Source organism: Intestinibacter sp. (assembly GCF_022780145.1).
GTDB lineage: Bacteria > Bacillota > Clostridia > Peptostreptococcales > Peptostreptococcaceae > Intestinibacter.
Map to the genome: position 1 here is coordinate 1 of NZ_JALEXO010000296.1, position 2,259 is coordinate 2,259.

Annotated in this window: 2 protein-coding genes; both read right to left on the minus strand. The window is 34.1% G+C overall.

The annotated features are described in order from the left end of the window. Positions 1-208: 208 nt before the first annotated feature. A complete protein-coding gene (locus MR593_RS11240) occupies positions 209-862 on the minus strand; it encodes a GNAT family N-acetyltransferase (RefSeq protein ID WP_290692906.1) in 654 nt (217 codons plus the stop codon). Positions 863-978: 116 nt separating this feature from the next. Next, positions 979-2,259 (minus strand): DUF1015 domain-containing protein (locus tag MR593_RS11245; protein WP_331474838.1); only part of this gene is annotated, 1,281 nt, incomplete at its 5' end.

The window sequence follows — 2,259 nt, forward strand, 5'->3', positions numbered from 1 at the left end:
ACACCTGAGCTACCAAAAACATACAAAATATAAAAATAACACAAAATAAATACCTAACATTCTTCTTCATAAATCCCCCTCCTACAGCCATTTCTCACTCCAAGCAAATTCCTTATATTTCAAACAATTTTCTTAATTACATTGTATCTTAATTACATTGTATAAGGAAATTTTTACTTTTACAATCAAAATAGCCCATCAGAGCGATTTAAAAATTTAAAATATCCTCTATAGCATCTTGATCCACCTCATATATAGCCTTAAGCGGTTTTGGAGCCTGATTCTTATCAGCAATCCTCATCCCAAGCCAAGTGATATCGTACCATCTGCCAAACTTATATCCAGTATCAGGGTATATCCCTATAAACTTAAATCCCAACTTTTCATGGAACTTAACGCTTTTTTCATTCTCCGTAGTTATACATCCGTACACATTCTCAACATTTTGCAATTTCAAAATCTCTATAAGCTTGCCGTAAAGAATTTTCCCCACACCAAGACTCTTATAATCCATATCCAAATAAATAGAAAGCTCAGCATTCCATTGATAAGCCGCCCTCTCCATATGTCTATGTGCGTAAGCGTATCCAATTATCTCGTCCTTATATGTACAAACTATATACGGATACTCACTAGAAATATCCTCTATTCTCCCTCTAAACTCCTCCACCGAAGGTACATCGTACTCAAAAGTAATCGCAGTCTCTATCACATACGGCGAATAAATCTCCAACAATCTCTCCGCATCCGACAACTTTGCCCTTCTAAATCCTAAATTTTCTAAAACTTGCTTTTTATCAGTCATATTTATAACCTCCAAATCTCTCCAAAAACTAAATTTAATAATTAAAATATAGCACATCCTCAATCGTAGATAAAATAACATAAGCAGAATTTTATACAATATTCATATTTTTCAAATAATTTTTTTTAGTGAATAAAAAAAGGACTAGCCATTAAAGCTAATCCTGTTTTTTACTAATCAAGTTCATGTAAAAATAATCCGCATCTTACTTTTGGTTCAAACCAAGTAGATTTTGCTGGCATTATTTTATTTGCGTCGGCAACTGCCATAAGCTCTGTAAGCTTTGTTGGATACATTGCAAAGGCAACTTCCATGTCTTCGTTTACTCTTTTTTCGAGCTCATCTATTCCCCTGATTCCTCCCACGAAATCTATTCTTTTATCTCTTCGAGGATCTTTTATCCCTAATATATCGTCTAGGATGTTGTCTTGTAGGATTGATATGTCTAATGATTTGACTTCGTCAGGATCGTTTATTGACTTATCGTCAAATTTAATTTTATACCAATCTCCATCTAAGAACATACCTACAGTTCCTTTTTGCTCTGGTTTGTATTGCTTGTTTTTTGCAACTCTTTCAATTTCAAATTTTCGAGCGATTTTATTTAAAAATTCCTCTTTTGTGTTTCCATTCAAGTCTTTTACGACTCTGTTGTAATCTAGAACTTCTAGATTATTTTCTGGAGCTATCATCGCTATATAATAGTTGAATTCTTCGTCGCCTGTGTAGTTTGGATTTTCCAATCTCTTTTCTTTTGCAACATTTACAGCAGATGCTGATCTATGGTGCCCATCTGCTATGTATAAGTATGGAATTTTGTCAAACTCGCTCACAAGCTCGTCTAAGTCTTGTTGTCTGTCGATTCGCCAGACTGTGTGGAATACACCGTCATCAGACATAAAATCGTAAAGTGGCAATTCGTTTTTTACATAGAAGTTTACTAATTCATCTACTTTTTCTCTATTTTTGTAAGTTAAAAGAATTGTGCCTGTGTTTGCGTTGCAGTATTTTATGTGCTTAGTTCTGTCTAATTCTTTATCTGGTTTAGTGTATTCGTGTATTTTTATTACTCCATTTATGCTGTCATCTACAGATACGCAAGCTACAAGGCCGATTTGATCTCTGCCGTTCATCGTTTCTCTGTAAATATAGATGCAGTCTTGCTTTTCTTTTACTAAAATATCATTATTTCTGAAATTGTCTAGATTTTCTCTAGCCTTTAGATAAACAGCTTCATCGTGTTCATCTACTTCATCATCTAAATCTATTTCTGCTCTGTCAATGTGTATGAAAGAATATTTATTCTTTTCACCCATTTCCTTTGCTTCTTCCCTATTCATAACGTCATATGGTAATTCCGCTACCATGTCTACATATTGCGCAGCTGGTCTGATTGCTTTAAAAGGTCTTATAACCGCCATCTCTTTTATCCCCCTAATTTTTAGCTTCCCAAA

Coding starts and splice junctions, on each gene's coding strand:
- MR593_RS11240 (WP_290692906.1), bottom strand. CDS start 862: ATGTGCTATATTTTAATTATTAAATTTAGTTTTTGGAGAGATTTGGAG.